Raw genomic sequence first — 25,775 nt, 5'->3', positions numbered from 1 at the left:
GCAAAGGTTATATAAAGCTTAGTCACGAATTTAGATTTTTGTGCAATAAAATTAAAAATTTATGTTAAAAAACAAAAAAGACGCCGAAGCGTCTTTTAAACTAGGTTAGCTCAAAATGAGCTGCTAATTATGCGAAGTTAGCGTTCGCGAATTCCCAGTTAACAAGCGACCAGAATGCTTTTAAGTAATCTGGACGAACGTTACGGAAATCGATGTAATAAGCATGTTCCCACAGATCCACAGTAAGAAGCGGTGTAACACCGTCTTGAGTTAGTGGAGTTGCTGCGTTAGATGTATTAACGATGTCTAAAGAACCATCAGCTAATTTTACTAACCATGTCCAGCTTGAACCAAAGTTGTTTACAGCTTTGTCATTAAAAGCTGTTTGGAATGCTTCAAAAGAGCCCCATTTAGCATTGATAGCATCTGCAACCGCGCCCGTTGCTTCGCCACCGCCATTTGGAGATAGGCTGTTCCAGTAAAAAGTGTGATTCCAGATTTGTGCTGCATTGTTAAATACACCACCATCTGAAGAACATACTACTTCTTCAAGTGTTTTATTTTCGAATTCAGTACCACCAACTAAACCGTTAAGTTTAACAACGTATGTGTTGTGGTGCTTGCCGTGGTGAAACTCTAACGTTTCTTTTGAAATGTGTGGCTCAAGTGCATCAATTGCATATGGTAGTGACGGTAGTTCAAATGACATTTTTATCTCCATCTTCTTTTGGTTGATAGTCCGTTTGGTAATACGTAATGCCTGCTCGAACAGACCACTTATCTATACCAAACAGAATTATAGTGTTACTATAATTGTTGAGTATTTTACTCAAGTTTTAGCAAACAGCAATGCCAAACAGCAATGCAAATGCAAGACTATTTCGATTGCGGCTTTATTTGCCCACTTTAAGATACATATATGAGGCTTAATGAAAAATTTTCAAGCCTTGATATGTTCAGCTATCGTCATTTTTGAGGTTGTAGATGGAAACCATAGATAAAATTAAACAGCAGATTTCTGAAAATCCAATTATCCTTTATATGAAAGGATCGCCTAAATTACCAAATTGTGGTTTTTCTTCACAAGCATCTCAAGCATTGATGTCATGCGGTGAACCGTTTGCTTATGTTGATATTTTACTTAATCCTGATATTCGTGCTGAATTACCAGCATATGCTAATTGGCCAACATTTCCACAATTGTGGATTGATGGCGAATTAATAGGTGGATGTGACATCATTATTGAAATGTTTCAACGTGGTGAGTTACAGCCACTGATCACTGAAACAGCAGAAAAATATAAAGAAGCTGATGCTGAATAAGCATTGCTGAAATAGAAAAACCACTTTATATGAAATGCCAGTCAGCTAATACTGACTGGCATTTTTATTTATAAAATTGGAAAAAGCGCGTTCGTATGTAAATAACGATTCTCTCATACCAATCGTGTTAAGTTAATGAGAATTTATAGCGAAAGATAAACGCAGTTATCGCTTTATTTAGCCCGTTAGAATGGTTAAATATTTAAGCCGATTGGTATCACTGTGCCAACTCGTTCAATAGCCTCAATGCGCGTGAAGTAGTGAGCGGTGGCGACAATTAATCTAAAACCATTGAGTATTAATTTAGGCTTTAAAAAGTGGTCGCATAGTTCAAACTTACCACCTGTTCATGGCGCTTATCACGCAGTTCTGACTGACTCAAAACCCCAGAACGATTAGGGCTATAAAAGTGCCTATACTGCATTGATTGAGCACGGTTCAACTGAGATACTGTAAAAGTAATTACACTTGAGCCAAACCCTTTATATTCTATAAAAGCATCAAAATCGTCTTGTTCTTTTAGTTCAACGTATTCAGACACATAATAGTTTTTTCGTGTATTTTTCCCTATGTAGTTTACGCCCCAAGAAAAGTCATGCGCTATGATGTCTTGGCGGATCTGCGCTTTTAATGTTGGCCGCTGCTGTTGATTAATCGCTCTATCCGTTAATGTTATCGGATCTGAATAGGAGCTTTTTTGTGTTGTAAACTCAATATCCATTACGCCATTGGGGAGCACAAAATCTAAACCTAAAGAAACATCGAGATTGATCCCCATAACTCGGGCATTACCTCCATTGGCGATCCCTTCGGCTCCTGAAGGTAAAATTTGATACTCTAAACCGTCTTGATGCCATTGTCCGAATAGCGTCATTTTAATTACATTTTTGTCACTCAATTGGTAGTTAGAATCCACACTTAAGCGGTAGTAACTATCTGGTTTTAATGCGGGGTTACCCGCTTGCTGCCTATTTGCTTCAGCATTACTTTGCGCAGCAAATAATTTAAACGACAGTTGATTTACCACTCGGTTAAACTGTACTTGCCCCTGCCATTTAGGTGTAAGTTGATGTGAATAGGCTAAACTTGGTTTAATAAACAGGTAATCATCTTGATTACTGGCATCTCCCTTTACTTCAATACTTGAATGCTCTAAGGCTATTCCTGCGTTAAAGCCTGTTGTGCTGTCTAACTGCCAGGCATGATTATAAAAAACTTCAGCCCTTTGCTCTTTTATTTCTACATTGGCGGCAGGTAATTGCACAACTTGCTGCACATTATTTTGTGTTTTAAGGTAGCGTGTGTTGTTGTTGGCATAGTTATAGGTCAGTTCAACGCCTAGCTCTTGACTGCTTTTTGTGTGTTTTTTCTGTGCTGTGCCACGGTAAATAGATTCCCATTTATTACGTTGAAAGTCATAATTTTCATAACGGGGCATTGTGTCGATAAATGCTTCTGTTTGCCTGTCGACAGTCCAATGGGTGAAATTAACAATTCCAAGGTGTTTAAGCCGCCAATTAGCAACAGGGAGCGACCAATTAAATCCAGCTTCAGCTGTGTGATACACACTGTCGCGGTCATTATGCAGTACCTCGATACTGTTTAATGTTGTTGTGGTACGCTGTAACTGAGGTCGATACTGACTTTTACCAACCCTAAATGTAAACTGTTGTTGTTCATCTTGCTGTTGTCTAGATGCGTCACCAGAGATAAAAATTTCATTTAAACTTTCTTTTTTAACTTCTGTTGCATTATTTACGTGACGACCTGCCTGTGAGGTTAGCTCATACTCTGACTGACTAGGAATATCTTTAAACTTAATATCCCCTTTAAAGTTACTCTGCCACTGCCCTAATTGCGTGACATAACTGATTTGCGCCTCGGGGAAGAGTACATCCTGTCCTGCTTTTGATAATGTAATGCTATATTGTCCTGCTTGTAATTGCGGTACTCTAACAATATTTGCAACCATTGCTTTACCTGACGCATCACCCACACCAGATGCTGAACGGTTAATTTCAATATAGGCAACTTGCTGCGCTGGGATCCGTAGTAATGCTTCTTTTAAGCCACCGGATTTTGCAGATAATCTAGCGCCGTCAATGAGAATGTTCCCAGCGCCGCCTGAAAAACCCCTGACACTTTTACCTAGATCAACTTTAAAACCAGGGAGCCTATTAACCATATCAAAGGCTGTTTGTACCGAATAAACCGTAAAGAAAGAAGGATCATACCGCTCTCTTTTTTCTGCATAAGTTAATGAAGAAAAGCAACATGTTATACTTAAAAAAAGTGGCGCAACAACGCGTAACTTGGAAAGCAATTTTATTATCCTTAACATTTTTTATAAAAAGCGATTAAAGTTGATACTATATAACATATCAACTTCATATGAAAATGCGTTGCAATCACCTATTTTTAAGTTAAATAGTTAATAATTAAACAAAAGGGGCGCGTATTGCCTTTTGCTTGTAAACATTTTTAAGGTGAGATAGAAGTAAAACGAGTTTACCGCAGTGGCGGTTGGCGAGTCTTAGTTACGACGTCTGTGGCAATATGATGAAAGGCGATAGTTTAGCTAGGACGTGTTGACCTTTCGTGATTGATTTTGCAGCAGTCTATTTGGTATTTAGGCAAGGCAGCGCCTATGGTGTGTGGTTGTTCCCCATAAATAGGCGATAACGCAGTATAAATGCCAAACATGCGCTGCCCAAAGGGTTCTTTCTAGGGGCGATTAACTCTTTGTTACCTACACGGATGTAGGTAAGGGGCGTGAGCAGGACGCGGAAGCTTTGCTCGATTTTTACTTAGCCCACTCGATTACAAACCTCGCGCCGCGATTAAATCGCCCCTAGATTGAACAAATTTCAATCCACAAAGGTCAACACGCCCTTGCGACATCTATACCCAAATCACCCTATAGTTTATAGGTTTAAAAAGTGTTTAATTTCAACGACGATCACCTCTTGGCTCGTTTGAGCATATAACGCGAAGGACAACCCCCGCAACGGGTAAAAGGCGCTAACACGCATGGCGATCCCCTACAGTTTCATTGTTTTTGTGTTTTGGATTGGTGAGGCAATACAACATGTACGCTTAATCCTCCTTGTTTATGATTATGCAAACTAATATGACCACGATGGGCTTCTGCAATTTCACGACATAGTGCCAGGCCTAAACCGCTACCGCTTGTTTTAGTTGAATAAAATGGAATAAGTGCATTCGCCATTACTTGCTCACTCATGCCTTTGCCATTATCGCTGACAGCAATTAAAGTTGCGTGTTGATCATGGCTAATGTTTACATTGATATGCTGTGGATCAGCGCCTGACTCATGCGCATTTTTTAGTAAATTAATAAGTAACTGCTCTACTTGTGTTTGATCTGCATGGGTTGTGTATTGTGACGGTGTAATTTGATAGTGAAATTGCCATTGAGTTTGCAGTGAAGTAAGTAGTGTCGGCCATTCAATAGGGCTGCGTTGAGGTTGCGGTAACTTGGCAAATTTACCATAACCTTGTACAAATGCAGTTAAATGCGCGATCCGCTCATCTATGGTTGCAAAAACCCGGCTTAAGCGAGGCTCATCTACTTTATTTGCGAGCAGTTGGGCACTGTGTAACATTGATGACATTGGACCTAATGAATTATTTAGTTCATGGCTAATAATACGGATCACTTTTTTCCAGACCGCAACTTCTTGTCGGCTAAGCTCTCGGGTGAGTTGTTTAAAAATATACAAGTGATGGCGCTGATTGTTCAGCAAAAATTCGCCTGTTGCTAAATGCCATGTTTGCGCTTCTTGGGCGTCTTTTTCGATACTAAATAAACCATCAAAACCTTGCGCTAATGCTGTGGCTAATTGTTTTGGCGCTAACTTAAGTAGTTCAGTTAATTTCATACCTTCAAGTGCGTTTGCACAATTAAAAAGTGCGCGACTACTTAGGTTGCTAAACACAACAGTATCATTATCGTTTATAAGTAATAGAGCTTGCGGGGAGCTTTGCAGGACTTTATCAAGCATAAGTTCGCGTTGATAAACCCATTGTTTTTCTTGTCGTAGTTGTTTAGCTGTTTGGTTATACAATTGGCACAACTGGCCAAGCTCATCGCGCTGGTTATAAGCGAGTAAACTTGAAAGTTCACCATCTTTAAAATTGAGTAAACCAGTTTCGAGCGATTGCATGCCTTTTACAAGGTTACAACTCAATTGCCTTATCAGCAGTATTGCTAAAATAGCACTGCCTACAGCACTACTAATAAGCCAAGGCAAACTTAATTTACATAGCCATCCAATGAGTAAAACGGGCAGTGCGCTTGATAAAGCACAATATAGGCTAATCTTATGTGCCAACGGTAATGAATTAAGAGGGAACGCCATTAATAGTCAATATCCATTTTTTGCAAACGACGATACAGCGCTTGGCGGCTTAAGCCAAATTGACGTGCCACTTTGGCTATGACACCTTGATGTTCGCGCATGGCTGATTCAATATCTGCTTTACTTGGCTCTATACTAGGTGTGGTTATGTTTGAATTTGTTTGCGTTAAAGCAAAGTCGCTAATATCTAATAATCCAGTTGGTTTGAGTACCGCAACACGTTTGCAGGCATTTTCAAGTTCTCGTACGTTACCAGGCCAAGTGTGCTTTATTAATGCTTGCTCTGCTTGTAAGGTGAGTTCACGCTCTGGCAAAAAGTGATTAAGCAAAGGCATTATATCGTCTTGTCGTTGCGATAACGCCGGTAACGCTAACTCAATCACATTCAGCCGATAATACAAATCTTCACGAAAGCGACCGGCTTGAATCGCATTCGGTAAATTTTCATTGGTGGCTGAAATAACACGCACATCAACTTTTCGTGTTTGTGTGGAGCCTAAACGTTCAAATTCACCAGTTTGTAATACCCTAAGTAGCTTCATTTGCCCTGAAAGCGGTAAATTACCTATTTCGTCTAAAAATAAGGTGCCGCCATCAGCAGCTTCAAAGCGACCAATACGTTGTTTTGTGATCCCCGTAAATGCACCTGATTCAGCTCCAAACAATTCAGCTTCTATTAGCTCGGTTGGCAGGGCACCGGCGTTGACTTTAATGAACGGTTTAGCTGCTAAGGGAGAATTGAGCTGAATAATGGCTGCGATGCATTCTTTACCACTGCCATTAGGGCCGCTGATCAGTACGGATACATCAGACTTTGCAACTTGCAGCGCCATAGTTACGGTACTTTCCATTGCGGTACTTGCAAACACTAAGCCCGCAAGATTTGCGTTTTCTAGTGGTGCTTGTCGCTCTTGCTGGTGGCGAGTGAAGGTGGCATTAACTTGTTTAGTTTTCCCAAGTTCAATTAAATTACTAATGCAGGTAAGAAGCTTGCTGTCATCCCAGGGTTTTGGTAAATAATCCGCCGCACCTGCTTTAACTAACTCAATAGCGGTTGCAAGTTCAGTCCATGCGGTAATTAAAATAATAGGTAAGTGCGGATTTTGTGCTCTTAGTTGATAAAAGAGATCTTTACCTTCTTCACCTGAGGTTGTGTCGGCGGAGAAGTTCATATCTTGAATAACTAAGTCTATGCGTTGATAGTTAACAACTTGCAGCGCTGCAAAAGGGGTATCGGCGGTGACGACTTGGTAGTCATGAATTTCTAATAATAATGACAACGCATCTAAAATTGCAGGGTTGTCATCTACAATGAGTATTTTTTCCATATTATTGTTTTTAATCGCTGTTATTATCCGAATTCAGGGGTAGTTTTATTTGAGTGCTACACTATTTTACAGTGTAGCACAGCTTATTGATTACTATTAAATAGTGCGAGTTGCTATGCTTGGTGAAATATTTGCCGCTCGTTTGGCGGGACCAAATACGGCTAATAAGCTCATACAAAACACTCCCATGGCAGTAATGATGATATAGCTAGGCGGTAGCGCTGCAATAGAGAAATACTGCATCAATATTTGCCCGAGCAATAGCGCTACTATAACCCCAAGCACTAAGCCCACGCAGCAAATCATCGCATTCTCAACTAAAAAGTAGTTAATTATTGCAGACTTTCTAGCCCCAAGCGCACGACGAGTACCAATTTGCTTGGTGCGTTTACTGATGTTAAATAAGGTTAAGCCAAAAATCCCCAGTGCAGTTACCAACACTAAAATAGTGATCAGCACAATCAACATTCGCATCATGAGTTTATCTTGGGCAACATATTCTGCCTTGCTTTCATCAAGCCCTCGGATACGTGAAATAACGCGTTTATTGTAATTATTGAGCATCGCTTCTTCAATTTGCTTAATAACGGACGCACGTTGTCCCGGCTCAGTTCGTACTACAAAATTTGCTGAACTAGTGGCATTAATAAAAGGAATGAATGCTAGGTTATCTGGGCGGCTGTCTTTTAGCCATGGTCCCATCATTTTTTCAACTACACCCACAATTTTTAAGGGAATATCACCAAAATAAACCGTTTTACCAAGCCCGTTTTCACCAGGAAATAGCTCCGTTAGTAAGGCTTGAGACACAATTGTTACATTCGCTTGTTTTTCAAAGTTGTCAGTAACGACAACTTCCTCTTCGGTAAAATTTCTACCTGCTATTAGTTTTACGCCATAAGTGTTAACACCGTGCTCATCAATAAAAAAGTACCCGGTTCTGACTGATAGGCTTTCTTGTGGCGCGGGTTTTAGGCTAAAGTCAGACGCACTACCACTACCAGTTAATGGGGCACTGCTACTCATTGCTGCACCTACCACACCAGGTAATTGCCTGATCATGGCTTCATCTAATTCAAACTGTTGCGTAACATTTACGTCTTTACCAAACGTCATAACATTAAATAAGAAAATATCTTGCTCAGGGTAACCTGTTTCCTGGCTCAAAAAGCTTATTTTATCTTGAATAATAAAAGCGGCATTACTGACAATCGCTGTTGTAATTGCTATTTGGATCAGTAGTAACATAGCGCCCACTTTGGAGCGACACAGTGCATGAAATATAGGTTTGATCTCTAACATAGTGATAGCTCCTTTATTGGCTTTTTAAGTAAATAGCAGGATTAGTGCGACACACCAGCCAAGCAGGGTAAAGCCCAGCAAGAATACAGGTGGTGATAGCAATAAGTGGTGCGCTTATAAGCATCGTTAAATCCATTGTTGCTAATGATGAATAATAATCATAGCTTTGACGTACGCCTAATAAACCTATTTGTGCGAGCACGATACCAAGCAGCCCACCAAAACAGCCCAGCATTGCAACTTCGACTAAGTGTTGTAAAAATATTTGGCGTTTGCTGGCTCCAAGTGCACGGCGAACACCCACTTCAGGCGCGCGACGCAAAAATTTAGCTAATAAGAGTCCGAGTATATTTGCTAAGCACACAGCTAAAAACATAAAGCTTAGTGCCACTAAAATTTTATTGTCTTCACTTACAACATCGTTGTAGGCCATCCATTGTTTTACGTCACGCAATGTGTATTGAAGCTCTTTTCGATTAAAACGACCATTTTTTTGTTGGTCTTGCATATAGGCAAGTAAGTAGTCTTGGTATTTATTTTTTACTTTTTCATCGGGCAATTGCACCCAAAACTGAATCCAAAACCTCTCTGATTGCAGTTTATCTTTAAAGGTATGAGTAACCTCATGTTTCCAGCCGTTAGTATTACCCCAATTATTGAACTCATTCGCTTCAAGCAAGCTAAAAGGCATAAATAGCTCTTCAGTATCGTTAAAAGCACCGTTATTTAAATCATAGTATTTGGTTGTTAATTGCCAGTCAGCGATCACCCCAATAACTTCGTAACTTAGATCGTCAAGATAGATCATTTTTCCGACGGAGTTTTCACCTGCAAATAACTTATCATTGATTTTTTCACTCAGTACAACCACAGGCGCAGCAGTTTGCTCTTGCTGTTGTGTCCATACTCCACCATAGATGAATGGTACATTGAACATGTTAAAGAAATCAGGCGTTGTTAAACGAGCACCGCCAATAAATGGCTTTAACGTATCTGAATTAAGGTGCACTGAAAATCCTGAACGTACCATAGCCACTTTGTTTGTTTCTACAGGGGCATTTAGTAGGTTTACCGCATCCTGATAGGTAAGCTGTAAAGGCATGTTGTCGTATTTCCACCAGGTACGGCCTTCATCCATGGTTTGTAATTGCACGTTGTATAATTGACTGCTTTTTTCAGGAATAGGATCCGCCGACATCATGTGGTAAACACTCAAGCTGGTCATGGTGATACCAATACCGATTGCAATTGCCAGTACCATTAAAAAGCTGACTAATGGCGTGCGCTTAAAGCTACGCCAACTTAAATCAAGATAATGTAATAGCATAAGTTACACTCCAGCCACATTTTTAAGATTTTGCGCACCTTGGTACAAGGTAAAGTCGGCAAGTTGACCATCGACTACTTGAATATTACGCGGTGCTCTGCGGGCAAGTTCAGGGTCGTGAGTCACCATAATAATGGTGGCGCCATCGCGATTAATTTGTTCAAGTAACTCCATAACTTGACGTGCCATAAGGCTATCGAGGTTACCAGTTGGTTCATCGGCCAATAAAAAGCGCGGTTCACCTGCAAGTGCGCGGGCAATCGCTACGCGCTGCTGCTGACCACCCGATAATTGTTGTGGTAAATGTTTTGCCCGTGAGGCCAAACCGACTTGTTCTAAGCATTGTTCAATACGGCGTTTTCGCTCGTTGGCTTTAATGCCACGATAACGTAGCGGTACTTCAATATTTTCATAGAGATTCAAATCAGGGATAAGGTTGAATCCTTGAAAGATAAAACCAATTTTTTGATTGCGTAAGTCAGCGCGTTGGTTGTCATTAAGCTTGCCTACATTAATATCATCTAAAAAATATTCACCGTCGCTAAAGGGTTCTAACATACCGGCAATATTTAAAAAGGTGGTTTTACCTGAACCGCTTGGGCCTGTAACGGCAATAAACTCGCCTTCATTAACGTTTAAGTTAAAATCTCTTAGTGCGTGGGTTTGTACCATTTCAGTTTGGTACATCTTACTAATATTGTTCATTTTTAACATGGTTGGGATCCTGTTTATATCACTTAATTTGGTTGTTATCGTTTAGGTTGTTAGTCTTTAGCGTAATAATATAGTGTCGGCTTGCTTAAATTCGCTGTAGCTGGAAATGATTAACTCATCACCTGGCGCTACACCTTGTAAAATTTCAACGGCGTTAATGCTGGTGGCACCAATGCTGATAGGAATTCTGGTAGCAGTATCTCCGGTTACTTTGTAAGCCACAGTGCCACCTTGTTGCATAAATGCACCGCGTTTAATCATCAACACATCGTCACGGTTATCTAATATAATACGTGCCGTGAGGCGTTGATTTTGACGGATGTTATCAAGTGGCTCATCAAAACGGACACGGGTGGTGACTTCGCGATTATTAACTTCAGGGGAGATCGCAGAAAGTACACCCATTACAGTTCTAGCGCCGAGCTTTAATTCAACTTGCATCCCTAAACCCAGCTCGTTGGCGTAACTTTCAGGTACTTGTAGTTGAGCTTCAAAATTACTTAAATCAACTAAAGTCATCAGTGCCTGGCTTTGTATAACGGCTGATTTCTCTTGCACTAATAAATTCCCGACAATACCGGTAACCGATGCTTGAATAGATAAGTTATTAACTTTACGCGTTAAATCATCAACGACTAGCTGTTGGCGGTTAACATCACTTTGTGCTGCTTGTAGCTCAAAGGCAAGGGTGTCTTTAGCAAGTAAAGCTTCTTGTTGTGCATGTTTAAATGTTAATTTTGCACGCGCTAACTCATCAACCGCTTTTTCTAAATCAATTTGACTGATAAGGTTTTTTTCAATTGAAAGTTGGGCGCGACGATTTTCTCTATCCGCTGCATTGAGCTCAACTTGAGCCATATCGAGTGTTTTACTTAGGCTGAGTGTTTGACGACGGGCTTCTAAGTGCTTGCGTTGTTGCTCTCCATGTAAACGTTGCAAAACAGATTGTTGTTGTTTTAATTCGTTAGTTAATTCAGGGCTTTCTAATGTGGCTATAACATCACCTAGTTGTACTTTATCACCAGCTTTAACTTTTAAATCTACAAAACCACGTTCAGGGCTGTATACCTGAGGCGCATTTGCAGCAACTATTTTGCCACTTGCGGCTACGTCTCTTATTAACGTATCAATAATCACAGTTGCTGTATTTACGCGTTTAAGTTCTACAGACACGCTTGCAGAGGTCTGTGCAATAAAAACTTGGCTACACAAAACAATAAATAACAGCAGAGTCAAAACAATGATCAACGGCTTCTTATAGTTAGTTGTAGGTTTTACGCTTACATCTTGTGCGCTGGTATCTTTGATCATTTTTATCCCTTACTTAAAATCAGCATAACTAAATTGGGTTGCTTGCTTTAAAGGCAAAGCCACGAGTGAATGGCTAGGCATGTGATTTTTCAAAAACAGTGATCATGTATGCAACTAAAATCATGGTAACTGGCGAAACTAAAAAAATGCTTAAAATAAACATGGTGCTGTCCATTAACTATCATAAGTTTATTATCCGAAAAGCATGCCAACATTTAGGTGTTTGATTTTATTGTTTATTATTTTTATTTTGTATTTTTTAACTGTCCGCGGACAGTTAAAGTGTCCGCTGCGGACATGCATGCTTTGCGTTGAGGTAAAGAGGGGCGCGGTTAAGTTCTTAAACTTGCAGGGTCAATCAGTATTAATTATGCAGTAAAGCTACATTTTATTATTTTTATGCATTAGTTAGCTGCCTTTTATAAATAACAATTTGCGTCTAGATTAGAGCCAGCGCTCTACAGGTAAGAGTAACGCTGCTCAAGTGTGCAAATTAAATGGCAACTATTTAGGCTAAAGAAAATATATCGATGAATGGGTTAGTGAATATTTATTCACTTTTTGTGCGGTTTACGTTTACGTAAACTGTACTGTTTTTATTTTGTGATTTTACAACTTATTAATTATGACACCAGTGTCATAAAAAAATAATGACCAAAATATCGCTAAATGTTAAAAAAAGGCGTGAAATAAAAAGATTGTGTTGTGGTGAGAAATATTCAAGAATGTGAATATGTATTCAAAACACTATTGACTCAATGTACAATTGGCGATAGTTTTGACTGTCTGCTAGCAAACCGTCGAGAAGGTCATTCATAGCTAGCTGTTGTAGCAAGGGGAGGGGTCTATGTTATACGACTCAAAATTAGAAAAAGATAATTGTGGCTTTGGCTTAATAGCCCAAGTTAATGGTCAGGCAAGTCATCGCTTAATTCGTACAGCGATCACGGGTTTAGACCGTATGGAACACCGTGGTGGTATATCTGCCGACGGTAAAACAGGCGATGGCTGTGGTTTATTATTACAAAAACCAGACAGTTTCTTCCGCGCTATTGCCGCTGAAAAAAATTGGCACCTGGGTAAAAATTATGCTGTAGGTATGATTTTCCTAAATTCAGATCCAGTACTTGCGCAAGCTGCTAAAGATATATTGAGTGAAGAACTCGAAAAAGAAACCCTCAATATTCAAGGTTGGCGTGTAGTACCAACTGATGAGTCATGCTTAGGGCCCATTGCAATCAAGCAATTACCAAAGTTTGAGCAAATCTTTGTAAGTGCACCAGAAGGTTGGCGTCCTAAAGATTTAGAGCGCCGTTTGTATGTTGCGCGTCGTCGTGCTGAAAAGCGTTTAAGCGAAGACGACGGTTTTTATATTGCCAGCTTGTCAGGCTTAGTGACTATCTACAAAGGCCTAATGATGCCGGTAGATTTACCTAACTTTTATTTAGACTTGGCTGATATTCGCATGACTAGTGCGATTTGTGTTTTTCACCAACGTTTTTCAACAAATACACAGCCACGTTGGCCATTAGCACAGCCATTTCGCTATTTAGCGCACAATGGTGAAATTAATACCATTCAAGGTAACCGCCAATGGGCACGTGCACGTTCATATAAGTTCTCATCGCCACTGATCCCAGATTTACAATCAGCAGCACCGTTTGTAAACGAAACGGGTTCAGATTCATCAAGCTTAGATAACATGCTTGAGCTGTTTTTAGCGGGCGGCATGGATTTGTTCCGTGCTATGCGTATGCTTGTGCCACCGGCATGGCAAAAAAACCGTGCAATGGATGATGACTTACGGGCATTTTATGACTTTAACTCAATGCACATGGAACCATGGGATGGCCCCGCGGGTATTGTAATGTCTGATGGTCGTTTTGCTGCGTGTAACTTGGATCGTAATGGTCTGCGCCCTGCGCGTTATGTGATCACCCAAGATGGTTTTATCACACTTGCCTCTGAAGTGGGTATTTGGGATTACACCGCCGATGAAGTGGTTGAGAAAGGCCGAGTCGGTCCAGGTGAGTTACTTGTAATAGATACTCAGCAGGGGAAAATTTGGCATTCTGATGAAATTGATCAGGATTTAAAATCTCGCCATCCATACAAAGCTTGGCTTGAAGAAAACGTTAAGCGTTTAACCCCGTTTGAGCAATTATCAGAACAAGATGCAGGAAATCGTTCATTTGATGACGAAACCTTGGCCAAATATCAAAAAATGTTTGGCTACACCAATGAAGAGCTTGATAGCGTTATTCGCGTGATGGGTGAAATTGGTCAAGAAGCAACGGGTTCTATGGGGGACGACACGCCATTTGCAGTGCTCTCTGAAGGTAACCGTTCTTTATTTGATTACTTCCGCCAGAAGTTTGCACAAGTTACAAATCCGCCAATTGATCCACTGCGTGAAAATCACGTAATGTCGTTGGCAACGTGCATCGGTAGTGAGCAAAACGTATTTAATGAGACCACAGGTCACGCTAAGCGATTGCAGTTTGATACACCTATTTTGATGTATGCAGACATGCAACAATTACTCAGCGCCGATCAAGCGCACTACAGTTATTGCAAAATAGACATTACCTACAACAAAGATGAAAATCTGGGCGATGCGGTAGTTCGTATTTGTGATGAAGCACAAGAAAAAGCGGCTGCTGGCTGTGTCATGTTGTTTTTAAGTGACCGTAATTTTGATGAGAATCAATTACCAATTCCTGCGGCTATGGCGGTTGGTGCGGTGCAAAAGCGTCTTGTTGATAACAATTTACGTTGTGAATCAAACATCATTATTGAAACCGGCAGTGTGCGCGACGCACATCAGTTTGCGGTATTACTTGGTTTTGGTGCAACGGCTATTTACCCATACTTAGCGTATGAATCACTGGTTGCGATGAGCGATAATAAAGTGATTAATAAAAGCTATTGTCAGGTTACTTTGGCGTATCGTAATGCGATCAACAAAGGCCTGTACAAGATCATGTCAAAAATGGGTATTAGTACCGTGGCATCGTATCGTTGTTCAATGTTATTTGAAGCAGTAGGCTTATCAGACAGTATTGTTGAGACGTGTTTCCACGGTGTAGCAAGTCGTATTAAAGGTGCCTGCTTTACTGACTTTGATGATGACCAACGCAAACTGCATACTTTAGCAATGAGCAAACGTAAATTATTAAGCCATGGGGGCTTATTAAAATATGTTCACGGTGGTGAGTACCACGCGTACAACCCTGATGTAATTCAAACGCTGCAAAAAGCAGTGCGCTCAGGTGAATACACTGATTACAGCGTGTACGCTGATTTAGTGAATAAACGCCCAATTGCTACATTACGTGACATGTTATCGCTTAAACTGCCAGCTGAAGGCATTAATATTGATGAGGTTGAGCCTGCAACTGAGCTATATAAGCGTTTTGACTCTGCTGCAATGAGTATTGGTGCATTATCACCAGAAGCGCATGAAGCACTTGCAATTGCAATGAACCGTTTAGGCGGGTGTTCAAATTCAGGTGAAGGCGGCGAAGATAAGCTTCGTTACGGTACGGAGAAAAACTCACGTATTAAACAAGTTGCGTCAGGGCGTTTTGGTGTAACACCGCATTACTTACGCAGTGCTGACGTTATCCAAATCAAAGTAGCGCAAGGTGCAAAGCCAGGCGAGGGTGGTCAATTACCGGGTGAAAAAGTAACCCCGTATATTGCAAAGCTTCGTTACTCGGTGCCGGGTGTAACCTTGATTTCACCACCGCCGCATCACGATATTTATTCGATTGAAGATTTAGCCCAGCTGATTTTCGATTTAAAGCAAGTTAATCCAAAAGCGTTAATTTCAGTGAAACTGGTTTCAGAGCCAGGTGTTGGCACTATCGCAACCGGTGTAGCAAAAGCGTATGCTGATTTAATCACTATTTCAGGCTACGACGGCGGTACCGGTGCAAGCCCGCTTACCTCGGTTAAATATGCAGGTAGCCCATGGGAACTTGGTCTGGCTGAAACACAACAAGCGCTGGTTGAAAATGGCTTACGTCATCGTATTCGCTTACAAACAGATGGTGGTTTAAAAACCGGGTTAGATATCATCAAAGCCGCTATTTTAGGTGCTGAGAGCTTTGGTTTTGGTACGGGGCCTATGGTTGCATTAGGCTGTAAATATCTACGTATTTGCCACCTGAATAACTGCGCGACCGGTGTTGCAACGCAAGACGAAACGCTACGTCAAAAGCATTACCACGGCTTACCTGAAATGGCGATGAACTACTTTAAGTTTATTGCTCAAGAAGCGCGTGAAATTATGGCAAGCCTAGGGGTTGTTAAATTAACAGACCTCATTGGCCGTCTTGATTTGCTTGAAGCGATTGAAGGTAAAACGGCGAAACAGCAAAAAATTGACCTATCGTCAGTGATTGCACAGCCTAATAACCCAACCGGTGAAACGCTTTATTGTAGCGCGCCTAATACGTCTCATTACTTAGGTAAGTTAAATGAAACGCTATTAGCAAAAGCGCAACAAGCAATTGATACCAGCAGTGGTATTTCATTAGTCAGTCGTATTTGTAACACTGACCGTTCAGTGGGCGCGATGTTATCGGGTTATATTGCCGATAAGCATGGTAACCAAGGGATGGCAGCAGATCCTGTATCAATTGAATTACATGGTACAGCGGGTCAATCGTTTGGTGTTTGGAATGCCGGTGGTCTAGAAATGACGCTAGTAGGCGATGCCAACGATTACGTTGGTAAAGGCATGGCGGGCGGTAAGCTCGTTATTCGCCCACCGCTAGGGTCTTCGTTTAAAAGCCATGAAGCGACTATCGCGGGTAATACCTGTTTATATGGTGCAACAGGCGGCAAATTATTTGCAGCAGGTTGTGCAGGTGAGCGCTTTGCTGTTCGTAACTCAGGTGTGCAAGCGGTTGTTGAAGGCGTGGGTGATAATGGCTGTGAATACATGACCGGTGGCGTTGTTTGTGTACTAGGTAATGTAGGCGTTAACTTTGGTGCAGGTATGACCGGTGGTTTTGCCTATATATTGGATGAGCGTAATGATTTTGAAAAACGCATCAATCCAGAGCTTGTTGAAGTCGTGCTATTAGATGAGCTTGCGTCACATCAAGAACACTTACGAGGTCTAATTGCTGAGCATTTGGAGCTAACCGGTTCAAGCCGTGCAGAAAACATTTTAGCCAGTTTTGAAGCGTATTTACCAAAATTCAAACTTGTTAAACCGAAATCAAGTGATGTGAAAAGTTTACTCGGGCATCGCGCTCGCAGTAGTGCTGAACTTCGTGTTCAAGCACAGTAAGGGGGTAGTATGAGCGAAAATGTATATCAATTTATAGACGTGCAGCGGGTTGATCCCCGCAAGAAGCCAATTTCATCACGTAAAAAGTCATTTGTTGAAATTTACGAACCCTTTTCAGAGAAGCAAGTAAACTCTCAGGCCGATCGTTGTCTTGATTGTGGTAACCCATATTGTGAATGGAAATGCCCAGTACATAACTATATCCCACAGTGGTTAAAGTTAATTCGTACAGGTCGCATTCTTGAAGCAGCAGAGCTGTCACACCGTACAAATAGTTTACCGGAAGTGTGTGGCCGCGTATGCCCACAAGACCGCTTATGCGAAGGCTCCTGTACGCTTGACGAAGAATTTGGTGCTGTAACGATTGGTAATATTGAAAAATATATTACCGATACCGCGTTTAAAATGGGCTGGAAGCCTGACATGTCCTACGTTGTATGGACAGATAAAAAAGTAGCTATCATCGGCGCAGGCCCTGCGGGTCTAGGTTGTGCTGATATTCTGGTGAGAAATGGTGTAAAACCCGTGGTATTTGACCGTCATCCAGAAATTGGTGGTCTGCTAACGTTCGGTATTCCATCGTTTAAACTTGAAAAAGAAGTTATGCAAAAACGTCGTGAAATTTTCACCGAAATGGGTGTTGAATTTAAACTCAATGTTGAAGTTGGTGTTGATATCACGATGGATGAAATATTGGCAGAATACGACGCAGTATTTTTGGGAGTGGGGACTTATCAAAGTATGCGAGCGGGCCTTGAAAATGAAGATGCACCAGGCGTTCATGATGCACTACCGTTTTTAATTGGCAATACAAACCGCGTAATGGGTTACGACGAATCAAATCAAGAATACCTTGATATGGCAGATCAAAAAGTCGTGGTACTTGGAGGTGGCGATACAGCGATGGATTGTCTTCGTACCTCGATTCGTCAAGGCGCAGAAAAAGTAATTTGTGCTTATCGTCGTGATGAAGAAAATATGCCAGGTTCAAGACGTGAAGTGAAAAACGCCAAAGAAGAGGGTGTTGAATTTACCTTTAACGTGCAACCAACAGGTATAGTACTAAACGACAACGGCCATGTAGCAGGCGTACAAATGGTAAAAACCCAAATGGGTGAACCAGATGAAAAAGGCCGCAGCCGCGCAGAAGTAGTACCTGGCTCAGAACATGTGATTGAAGCCGACCAAGTAATAATGGCATTTGGTTTCAAACCACACAAAATGGACTGGTTAGAAAAATACGATGTAGAGATAAATCACTGGGGCGGCATTAACGCACCAGAAAAAGGTGAGTTTACACATCAAACAACCAACCCAAAAATCTTTGCTGGTGGTGATATAGTGCGCGGCTCAGACTTAGTAGTCACCGCAATCTTTGAAGGGCGTAACGCCGCCGAAGGGATCATGGACTACTTGAAAGTGTAACGCTTTGAAAGTTTAAGAATGTAAAAAGCAAGCCTACTGGCTTGCTTTTTTTATGCATTGGATAATAGCGGGTAAGTTGTAAGTTGTAAGTTGTAAGTTGTAAGTTGTAAGGCATAAGCTTGCTCGGTGTTAAACTAAGTAACGTAGGTTGGCTTGAGTACCACGAAACCCAACGAAAAAAACCAACCAGTTAACACCAGTTTTTTACATTATCGATGTCTTAAATCAGCCACTAAACCACTATAATACCTTCTAAAACGTCCATTAAAACAACACCAAACCCTCTTTTTATATTTTACGTAAAATCAAAGTAACCGATTGAACCAAAAATAGGAACTCAGCTATTGTTGAACTATCAATAAAAATAAATTAAAAATGAGTTATTTTACAGCCTCGTTAGTTGCTTAAGTATAACGTGTACTCAATCTTGGACAGGTTATAGTTTTTAATTAAACTTGTCTTATTAGTTGTACAACTTAAAGTGAGTTAATTATGAGAATAGTGTCTTTTACTGAAGCAAGAAATGGGCTTAAATCTGTACTCGATCATGTAGTGAATGATGCAGACTATGCAATCATTACCCGCAGAGATGCTGTCGTTATGTCAATGGATCATTACAACAGCTTAATGGAAACCGTGCATTCGGGTTAAGATGGGTGTCATCCTAAGTTCCATTTCAAAGAGCTAAAGTCATGGAATAACCTTAAAGGGTTTATCACACGAGATCCACACATTGCCGAATCATTGGTTTGGCTGAGCATACTGCAAACACTTATCAAGCGTTTTATCTGCCATAGTGCGGCAACTATGTTTAAGTGTGCGATCTCAACATTTAGAGCGAGCAAGTGCAGTTATCTTTGGTTGGATGATATTCTAGAATGCATGGAGCAAACACGGTGCAGCCACAAGATACACCGTGTACTAAAGCTACTAGCGGAAAATTGTAAGCGTCAATCCATTGAAAAAGAGAGTGAAATTTGCCGTTTTAAAATAGGAAGTTACGCGATCAATGTTCCTTAAGAACTAAGCTATGAGGTGTCGTTAGCTATACGCTTACCTTATATTCTATGTTAAGTTACGAACATTTTCATAAAAGATAATAATAACATGTGCGTAAATAATTCTGAAATGAACCCAAAACTTAGCCTCTTAATGCAATCATTTTACCACGTCGCAAACCTTGGTAGCTTTAGTAAAGCATCCCGTATTTTACGACAATCACGGAGTACTTTAACTAATCACATCTATGAGCTTGAATCAATCTATTCGATAAGATTAATTAATAGGACAACCAGAAGTTTTTCACTTAGCGAAGAAGGGGAGAAATTATTAGATAAATGTCGGGAATTAAACTATTTACTTCAGTCAAGTAATGAACTCCTATCTAATTTTTCAAACAATGATGCTGGTGGTCTATGCATTAAAATTCCCACTGTACTTGATAATAAAAACTTTCATACTCTACTCAGAAAGTTTAAAGAAAAGTATCCAGGAGTTATTTTAAAAATATTAGTAGATAATAATGTTTGTGACCTAGTAAATGAGAAAGTTGATGTAGCACTTCATCTTGGAGAATTACAAGATAGCAGCTACATCTGTCGCACTATAACGTCTTTTGACACCTACGTTGTAGCTAGTAAATCATTTTGGGATAAATATGATTATCCTGTGCATCCGAACCAGCTAAGAGATTTACCGTGTGTAAATTATCGCCACTGTAAAACTGGTAGTAAATGGGGCTTTATTGAAAATGGGCATGTGTTTTTGGTAGACATAGGAGCCTCTCACATATGCGATAGCGATGAAATGCTCATGTCATTTGCACTAGACGGCTCGGGAGTTACTACCCTCTTAGATTTTACATGCTCTGATTTGATTGCTGAGGGTAAATTAATCCCCTGTCTAACTAATTGGACCCATAAAGTTAAGCTACAAGCTTTATTCCTAAAAAGAGAAAATACACCACCTAGGGTTAGGAATTTTTTAGATACATTAGTAGATTTAGCCCCTTTATTAAAACCATAGATAGGGGTGGCATCCTATAATTTTCAAACATTTTTACTCAGGACTCTTTTCTAAATCCATTAACCCAACCTGCTTAAACTTTACTCCATTCGCCACTTTCCTAACATCTGTTGTGCAAGATTGTGCACAATTACCTGTGTAACATACAGAAATTGCAGTGAATTTAGTTGCTTTATTTTTTGAGAGTATGGTTTAAAAGGAGGTTAAATAGTGTTTCCAATTCAAGAAAATACTAACGGTAGAGGGCTTGAGATAGATTTTGAATCTTGCAGCTTGTTACAACAAAAATTAGAAAAACAGCTGAGTTTATACGATCAAGAAACTCAGCCTTATGTAATTAGTGAGTTAGTTAAACAAGTTATTAGAAATGAAATTATTGACAAAAAAATAGACCTTTCTTTAATAGAAAATTTTGAAGAAGATGAGCGTTACGATTGGATTTTATTCAAGAACTGCTTTGATACTTCTTTTATGCCATTAACTCCGATAAATGATACACCTCCAGAAAATGAGTCGTGGAAAATTCCTGCAGCAATCCTCATGGGGCTAATTTCATCAACTGGTCACAAAGTGGCAAGCTATAAAGGCGAAATGAAAGGTCGTTTAGCTCATATGGTTATGCCAGCCCTAAATAATGAAGTATATAAAAGTCGTTCGACTAAACAGTTGATGCCTCATACCGAGGTTGTAAATGGTTTATGGCCTGAAGAAATATTCTCGAACAATGCAGGGTATTGTATAGCTCCAAATGTTTTTGGATTAGCTAGCATTAGAAACCCAGCTAAATGTGCGACACGAGTTTGGTACTTAGAAGATATTTTGAAAAGCTTACCATTTTCTGTAGTAAGAGATTTAATGCGGCCAGAATTTAGTACAACTAGCCAATCTAGTTTCGATGTTGAACATAACTTAGAGGGAGTTAGTGTAATTTCCCAATACGGAGACCGTCTGAGCATTCGATTCAGCTATTCAAAACTCAAAGGTGACACTATACGAGCTAAAAATGCATTGAAACGCTTAAAAGAATATCTAGATGATGCAAATAACGTAGATAGGCTCGTTGTTGAGCCTGGGCAAGTGCTGATTCTAAACAACCGAACATTATTACACGGCAGAGACGATTTGAAAAATGACTCATTTTACGATGGAAATGATCGTTGGTTAATAAGAATGTATGGGTTTAGTCATGATGGCTGGAAAAAACTACCTAAAAAAGAACATTTACAACATGTAGCTACTCTATAAAAGGAAATTAAATATGTTATCCCCTTTAGTCGGAAGTGATAGATACTTTGATGCTAAAAATGAGCCTATATTATTTAGTCACGGTTCAGAAAGTTCTATATTTGACCAAAATAACAAAGAATATACGGACTTTGTTTTAGGTTTGGGACCAGTAATATTGGGTCATTCAGACCCTGAATTTATCTCTAAAATTACATCAGAGTTGAAAAAAGGGCTTTCTTATCCAGGCTTTTCAGAAGTACATACACAGTTAGCAAGCGTATATGAAAGTGTGTACAAGTCACATAAGGTTGTCTCAATTTTTAAAACAGGTTCAGAGGCGGTCACTGCAGCTATACGTTGCGCTATGATCGAAACAGGACGAAAGAAAATAATCCGGTGTGGTTTTTTGGGATGGCATGACACACAACTTGCAAAGACACCTAGTTGGCATGAATGGCCTGGTAGTGACAAGCGTATACAAACACGGTTCAAAACTGGAATGCGCGGTATTGATGATTCAGAGCAAGTATTTAATTGGTTAGATGGGGACTTGGATTACTTAGAATCGCTTTTAAGTATACACGGTTCACAAGCTGCCGCATTTGCTATTGATGTCTACCAGTTAGCATTTATTCCCTTAGAAACATTTAGTAAGGCCCTTAAACTTGCTTCAAAATATGGGATTAAAATTATAATAGACGAAACAAAAACTGCAGGTAGAGGGAGCGCTGGTGGCTATATTGATACATCAAAGTTTGAAGCTGACTATATTGTCTTAGGGAAAGCGATAGGAAACGGTCTTCCTTTATCAATCCTAATGGGTCAACCAGAGCAATTGCAGATATACCGTGAAGCAAGAATTGGTGGCACTCATACAAAGGAAACTCTTTCGGCAAGTGCAGGGATTATAGTTGCTAACATTATGCAAGAGCGGAACGGCTATGTAAGAATTAAAGACGCTTGCCAAAAGGTAGTTGATACTTTTAACAAAGCTATTCAACTTTCAGGGACAAATGAATACTTAAAAGCTGTCCCACTATTAGACAATACTTTATTTGACCTTAAATTTTCAGACTCGATGATAAATAATTACACGTCAAGAGAACTCTTAAAAAAGGAGTTCATAACAAATGGTGTATTTGTTTTGCAGGGGCATAATTCATTCATTTGCTTGGCTCATGAATCAATTGATTTTGAATTATTAGAAAGTAAATTGCACTCAGCGTTATCAAGCTGGAAAAGCACCCTTTAATTAAATTATTTGTTGGATTAACACGATGAACTCATTAAATGTTAAAAATGACCTTGAAGAAATACTTTCAAATTATTCCTCTGAAGGTTCGGTTGAAATTCAGTATAAGCAGAAAATGCTTAATTTTTTAAGAGCTAACGAAAACCCAATATATCTAACTAATACAGCTGGCCATTTTACAGCATCTGCTTGGATTGTATCTCATGACGGGAAATCTGTTTTACTAACCGAGCATGCTAAATTAGGTAAGTGGTTTCAGTTAGGGGGCCATATAGAAGAAGAAGATAGTAGTTTTTTAAATGCTTGTTTGCGTGAAGCTATTGAGGAAAGCGGTATCGTTGGTTTGACACTGGATGGTTCTTTCATAATTGATTTAGATATACATGAAATTCCAGAATACAAAGGTATTAAAAGTCATCCACACTTTGATGTGACTTGCTATATCGTAGCTCCTGAAGATGCCAAAGTAAAAATCAGTCAAGAATCAAAAAATTTAAAGTGGGTTCCCTTAACGGAAGTCAAAGCTTTAACTGATGACGAAGCTATACACAGAATGGTAGATAAAACTTATTGCATTGAGTGCGCCTACTGATGTTCAAAGGTCACTTGAAAGCAATTATTGCTAACGTGATTTGGGGGTCTTTGCCGATATACTTTTATTTTATTGGCAAGTACCCCCCCTTAATTTTACTGTCTGTTCAGATGATTTCTACCTTTCTAGTCGTCTTATTATTCTTATTAATAAGCAAAAGAAATGTATTTTCGTTTTTAGAGCTAAAACTCAGTATTGTACCGGCGTGTTTATTGACAATTAATTGGGGAGGGTATGCGGTTGCAGTTAAAGCTGGCTATGTTATCGAAGCAAGTTTTGCATACTTAATATTACCAGTACTTCTCCTTACTGTTGGGCATATGTTGAGTAGCGTTGCTCATAGAAGTTCAATTATTTGTATATTATTATGCTTGGCGATTGTTGCATTCGAGTGCTATCTCAAAGGCGTTTTCCCGATTATAGGGTTTGCTATAGCAGCACCATTTGCGGCCTACATACTTTGGCACTCTAAGTATAACTTAGAGCCTGTAAAAGCATTATTCTATGAAACTAGCTTAATGCTTCCTATCGGAATAATTATACTTCCATTTGTTAATTTTGCGCTTATTTCAGATTGGGAGTTAATTGAAATTTTATACTTGTCAATTCTAGGGATACTTACTGTGCTTCCTCTATTATTGTTTGTAAGTTCAACTAAGGTGGTTAGCTTTGACATACTTTCAATATACCAATTACTCTCACCTGTTCTTGGAATATCAATAGGTATAGTTTTATATAATCAAAGCATCGAAGGACATACATTTATATCGTACTCAGCATTAATATTTGTATTAATTTCATATAATTTATATTTATTCAGCACAAAGGCTAAAAATCATGTATGAAGACCTAATGTTTAAAGTTCTTAAAATAGCAAAAGATGCATCTAATATGATTGAAGCATCTAAAAAAAATGCTAAATTCTCTCTTAAAAATGATAGCTCATACGTAAGTGAAGTTGATATTAGTGTTGAAAAGTTTATAAGCCTAAATTTAAAATCAATTGATCCCAACACGCCAGTTTATGGTGAAGAACTTGGCTCTGAAGGGGTTGAATCAGAGGATACTTATTGGCTGATCGATCCAATTGATGGTACTGCTTGGTATAAAATGGGTATACCCGTTTATGGTTCGCTTATAAGCCTTATTAAAAATGGAGAACCAGTTATAGGTTGTATTAGCCTACCAGGTATTAACAAGGTCTGTTATGCATTCGAAGGAGGTGGGTGCTTTGTTGAAGAATATGATAAAAGTGAAAAAGTACCTACAGAGTCCTCTGTAGTCAATCATATTAAAGATGCAACTATTTCAGCGTCTGGGATACATGGGACCTCAACTTGGTTAGAAAATGGCTCTACCCCATGGGAATTGCAAAGAATATTTAAGGATGCAAAGTTATTCAAATTTACAGGTGATTGCATACAGCATGTACAAGTAATTCTAGGTCAAGTTGATGCGGCGATAGATACTATAATGAAGCCTTGGGATAGTGCAGCACTAATCATTTGTCTAAGAGAGTCTGGTTCAGTGGTAATGAATTTACACGGTTGTACTAATAACCTAATATTCAGCGAAACTTTATTATCTGCATCATCAGAAGAACTAGCTCTGGAGATTGTCGAAAAAATAAAGCCATTGGCGCGTTAAATAGCTTAGACATAATAAGTCCGCAGGTCATTCCATGTAATAAATAATTGGAGCCTGCAAAAGTATAAATAATCATTGGAGTACACAGATTACTGCACTACAAGTTGATATGGAGCAGATTCTTGTAAAGTTTAGTAACGAGGCTGTAAAATAACTCTAACAGCCAAATTCAATTAAAAAACGAGCTCCTACAATTAACTCTAAGCGTTTTTAAAGCACTAGGCAATGCATTTAGGACCCACAAAACTGGCTGTTTTTCTTAAAAAAGAGTAATTCTACAGCCACAACGAGGCTGTAGAATAACTCTAACAGCCAAATTCAATTAAAAAACGAGCTCCTGTGATTAACTCTAAGCGTTTTTAAAGCATTAGGTAATGCATTTGGAACCCATAAAACAGGCTGTTTTTCTTAAAAAAGAGTAATTCTACAGCCACAACGCCCGCCTAACACGCAATGTGTTGGCATGGCTTTTTGCGTTGTTTGCCAAAGCCATGACAACTTAACATTGTCGGAGCTAAGGCGCTTGTTAGGTGTTTTTATCACTTTTGTCTGGAATATCATTACATAAAGCACACTCTACACCTTTACGTGATTGATATAATCTTGAACATATAAA

Annotated in this window: 17 protein-coding genes and 1 pseudogene; 10 read left to right on the top strand and 8 right to left on the bottom strand. The window is 39.6% G+C overall.

Annotated elements, in window-relative coordinates:
- Nucleotides 1–127: 127 nt before the first annotated feature.
- Nucleotides 128–709, bottom strand: a complete 582-nt coding sequence (locus tag A7967_RS17060) for a superoxide dismutase (RefSeq protein WP_054205772.1) — start codon at nucleotides 707–709, stop codon at nucleotides 128–130.
- Nucleotides 710–984: 275 nt separating this feature from the next.
- Here A7967_RS17060 and A7967_RS17055 point away from each other — a divergent pair, with 275 nt between their 5' ends.
- Nucleotides 985–1,323 carry a Grx4 family monothiol glutaredoxin gene (locus A7967_RS17055; protein WP_064435892.1) on the top strand — a complete coding sequence of 113 codons (339 nt, stop codon included), beginning with the start codon at nucleotides 985–987 and terminating at the stop codon, nucleotides 1,321–1,323.
- A 310-nt stretch (nucleotides 1,324–1,633) separates the two neighbouring features.
- Here A7967_RS17055 and A7967_RS17050 read toward each other — a convergent pair whose 3' ends face one another.
- The 7 genes from A7967_RS17050 to A7967_RS17020 all read right to left on the bottom strand — a co-directional run bounded on the left by A7967_RS17050 (nucleotide 1,634) and on the right by A7967_RS17020 (nucleotide 11,686).
- Nucleotides 1,634–3,646: a TonB-dependent receptor domain-containing protein gene (locus A7967_RS17050; protein WP_064435891.1), complete on the bottom strand. Its 2,013-nt coding sequence runs from the start codon at nucleotides 3,644–3,646 to the stop codon at nucleotides 1,634–1,636.
- A gap of 726 nt (nucleotides 3,647–4,372) precedes the next feature.
- Nucleotides 4,373–5,704, bottom strand: a complete 1,332-nt coding sequence (locus A7967_RS17045; RefSeq protein WP_054205775.1) for a sensor histidine kinase — start codon at nucleotides 5,702–5,704, stop codon at nucleotides 4,373–4,375.
- Nucleotides 5,704–7,032, bottom strand: a complete 1,329-nt coding sequence (locus tag A7967_RS17040; protein ID WP_054205776.1) for a sigma-54-dependent transcriptional regulator — start codon at nucleotides 7,030–7,032, stop codon at nucleotides 5,704–5,706. The genes A7967_RS17045 and A7967_RS17040 overlap by 1 nt, the downstream gene beginning before the upstream one ends.
- Before the next feature lie 96 nt (nucleotides 7,033–7,128).
- Nucleotides 7,129–8,334, bottom strand: coding sequence for an ABC transporter permease (locus A7967_RS17035; RefSeq protein WP_054205777.1), 1,206 nt, complete (start codon nucleotides 8,332–8,334; stop codon nucleotides 7,129–7,131).
- A 13-nt stretch (nucleotides 8,335–8,347) separates the two neighbouring features.
- On the bottom strand, nucleotides 8,348–9,661 hold the full coding sequence (locus A7967_RS17030; RefSeq protein WP_064435890.1) for an ABC transporter permease: 1,314 nt from the start codon (nucleotides 9,659–9,661) through the stop codon (nucleotides 8,348–8,350).
- Between the two features lie 3 nt (nucleotides 9,662–9,664).
- Nucleotides 9,665–10,375: an ABC transporter ATP-binding protein gene (locus A7967_RS17025; protein ID WP_054205779.1), complete on the bottom strand. Its 711-nt coding sequence runs from the start codon at nucleotides 10,373–10,375 to the stop codon at nucleotides 9,665–9,667.
- A 57-nt stretch (nucleotides 10,376–10,432) separates the two neighbouring features.
- A complete protein-coding gene (locus A7967_RS17020) occupies nucleotides 10,433–11,686 on the bottom strand; it encodes an efflux RND transporter periplasmic adaptor subunit (RefSeq protein ID WP_054205780.1) in 1,254 nt (417 codons plus the stop codon).
- Between the two features lie 847 nt (nucleotides 11,687–12,533).
- Between A7967_RS17020 and gltB the strand changes: the two genes are divergently transcribed.
- The 9 genes and pseudogenes from gltB (at nucleotide 12,534) to A7967_RS16980 (ending at nucleotide 25,159) form a co-directional block, all read left to right on the top strand.
- Nucleotides 12,534–16,991 (top strand): glutamate synthase large subunit, encoded by a 4,458-nt coding sequence (gene gltB / locus A7967_RS17015; RefSeq protein ID WP_054205781.1) that lies wholly within the window; start codon nucleotides 12,534–12,536, stop codon nucleotides 16,989–16,991.
- Between the two features lie 9 nt (nucleotides 16,992–17,000).
- Nucleotides 17,001–18,416 (top strand): FAD-dependent oxidoreductase, encoded by a 1,416-nt coding sequence (locus tag A7967_RS17010; protein ID WP_054205782.1) that lies wholly within the window; start codon nucleotides 17,001–17,003, stop codon nucleotides 18,414–18,416.
- Between the two features lie 492 nt (nucleotides 18,417–18,908).
- Nucleotides 18,909–19,058 (top strand): annotated as a pseudogene (locus tag A7967_RS22525) (type II toxin-antitoxin system Phd/YefM family antitoxin); the annotation flags it as partial.
- Nucleotides 19,059–19,544: 486 nt separating this feature from the next.
- Nucleotides 19,545–20,441, top strand: a complete 897-nt coding sequence (locus A7967_RS17005; protein WP_231659058.1) for a LysR family transcriptional regulator — start codon at nucleotides 19,545–19,547, stop codon at nucleotides 20,439–20,441.
- 210 nt (nucleotides 20,442–20,651) lie between these two features.
- On the top strand, nucleotides 20,652–21,686 hold the full coding sequence (locus tag A7967_RS17000; protein WP_054205784.1) for a TauD/TfdA family dioxygenase: 1,035 nt from the start codon (nucleotides 20,652–20,654) through the stop codon (nucleotides 21,684–21,686).
- A gap of 13 nt (nucleotides 21,687–21,699) precedes the next feature.
- Nucleotides 21,700–22,920: an aminotransferase class III-fold pyridoxal phosphate-dependent enzyme gene (locus tag A7967_RS16995; protein WP_054205785.1), complete on the top strand. Its 1,221-nt coding sequence runs from the start codon at nucleotides 21,700–21,702 to the stop codon at nucleotides 22,918–22,920.
- A gap of 25 nt (nucleotides 22,921–22,945) precedes the next feature.
- On the top strand, nucleotides 22,946–23,512 hold the full coding sequence (locus tag A7967_RS16990) for an NUDIX hydrolase (protein WP_054205786.1): 567 nt from the start codon (nucleotides 22,946–22,948) through the stop codon (nucleotides 23,510–23,512).
- Nucleotides 23,512–24,357 carry an EamA family transporter gene (locus A7967_RS16985; protein WP_054205787.1) on the top strand — a complete coding sequence of 282 codons (846 nt, stop codon included), beginning with the start codon at nucleotides 23,512–23,514 and terminating at the stop codon, nucleotides 24,355–24,357. Before A7967_RS16990 ends, A7967_RS16985 begins: the two co-directional genes overlap by 1 nt.
- The gene (locus A7967_RS16980) at nucleotides 24,350–25,159 is read left to right on the top strand and encodes an inositol monophosphatase family protein (RefSeq protein WP_054205788.1); all 810 of its coding nucleotides are present in this window, start codon (nucleotides 24,350–24,352) and stop codon (nucleotides 25,157–25,159) included. The genes A7967_RS16985 and A7967_RS16980 overlap by 8 nt, the downstream gene beginning before the upstream one ends.
- The last annotated feature ends 616 nt before the right edge of the window (nucleotides 25,160–25,775 follow it).

Origin of the sequence: Pseudoalteromonas neustonica (genome assembly GCF_001653135.1) — a bacterium.
Classification (GTDB): domain Bacteria; phylum Pseudomonadota; class Gammaproteobacteria; order Enterobacterales; family Alteromonadaceae; genus Pseudoalteromonas; species Pseudoalteromonas neustonica.
Note: the sequence above shows the minus strand (reverse complement) of the source record. Positions and strands in the feature narration are given on the sequence as shown.

Excerpts from the sequence above, each read along its gene's own strand:
- A7967_RS17025 (WP_054205779.1), bottom strand. The coding sequence starts at position 10,375 with ATGTTAAAAATGAACAATATTAGTAAGATGTACCAAACTGAAATGGTA.
- A7967_RS17030 (WP_064435890.1), bottom strand. The coding sequence starts at position 9,661 with ATGCTATTACATTATCTTGATTTAAGTTGGCGTAGCTTTAAGCGCACG.
- A7967_RS17055 (WP_064435892.1), top strand. The coding sequence starts at position 985 with ATGGAAACCATAGATAAAATTAAACAGCAGATTTCTGAAAATCCAATT.
- A7967_RS16985 (WP_054205787.1), top strand. The coding sequence starts at position 23,512 with ATGTTCAAAGGTCACTTGAAAGCAATTATTGCTAACGTGATTTGGGGG.
- A7967_RS17005 (WP_231659058.1), top strand. The coding sequence starts at position 19,545 with ATGAACCCAAAACTTAGCCTCTTAATGCAATCATTTTACCACGTCGCA.
- A7967_RS16980 (WP_054205788.1), top strand. The coding sequence starts at position 24,350 with ATGTATGAAGACCTAATGTTTAAAGTTCTTAAAATAGCAAAAGATGCA.
- A7967_RS17010 (WP_054205782.1), top strand. The coding sequence starts at position 17,001 with ATGAGCGAAAATGTATATCAATTTATAGACGTGCAGCGGGTTGATCCC.
- A7967_RS17035 (WP_054205777.1), bottom strand. The coding sequence starts at position 8,334 with ATGTTAGAGATCAAACCTATATTTCATGCACTGTGTCGCTCCAAAGTG.
- A7967_RS17045 (WP_054205775.1), bottom strand. The coding sequence starts at position 5,704 with ATGGCGTTCCCTCTTAATTCATTACCGTTGGCACATAAGATTAGCCTA.
- A7967_RS16995 (WP_054205785.1), top strand. The coding sequence starts at position 21,700 with ATGTTATCCCCTTTAGTCGGAAGTGATAGATACTTTGATGCTAAAAAT.
- A7967_RS17040 (WP_054205776.1), bottom strand. The coding sequence starts at position 7,032 with ATGGAAAAAATACTCATTGTAGATGACAACCCTGCAATTTTAGATGCG.
- A7967_RS17060 (WP_054205772.1), bottom strand. The coding sequence starts at position 709 with ATGTCATTTGAACTACCGTCACTACCATATGCAATTGATGCACTTGAG.
- A7967_RS16990 (WP_054205786.1), top strand. The coding sequence starts at position 22,946 with ATGAACTCATTAAATGTTAAAAATGACCTTGAAGAAATACTTTCAAAT.
- gltB (WP_054205781.1), top strand. The coding sequence starts at position 12,534 with ATGTTATACGACTCAAAATTAGAAAAAGATAATTGTGGCTTTGGCTTA.
- A7967_RS17020 (WP_054205780.1), bottom strand. The coding sequence starts at position 11,686 with ATGATCAAAGATACCAGCGCACAAGATGTAAGCGTAAAACCTACAACT.